The sequence below is a fragment of the Acetobacter fabarum genome, from assembly GCF_040702925.2.
GTDB lineage: Bacteria > Pseudomonadota > Alphaproteobacteria > Acetobacterales > Acetobacteraceae > Acetobacter > Acetobacter fabarum_B.
Genome location: NZ_JBFCXX020000095.1, coordinates 1 through 267 on the forward strand (window position 1 = coordinate 1; position 267 = coordinate 267).

Annotated in this window: 1 protein-coding gene; it reads right to left on the reverse strand. The window is 62.5% G+C overall.

The genetic code is table 11. The features are described from left to right. The coding region (locus AB2L51_RS15240) for a DHHA1 domain-containing protein (RefSeq protein ID WP_400922693.1) at nucleotides 1-267 on the reverse strand (267 nt) is incomplete at both ends.

Here is a 267-nt window from a genome sequence, read left to right on the forward strand (position 1 = left end):
TATAAACCCTGCTCGACGAATGGAACGGTCAGCGCCAGTGCGCCATCCAGTGCGCCGGCGTCGACACCGCCGCCCTGCGCCATGTCCGGACGACCACCGCCCTTCCCGCCCACTGCCGCAGCAGCCTGCTTCATCAAATCACCGGCTTTGAGTTGGCCAGTCAGGTCCTTGGTCACGCCTGCAACCAGTACGACCTTTTCCTCATGGACACTGCCGAGCAGGATCACTGCGCGGCCGAGTTTGTTTTTCAGCTGATCGACCAGCGCC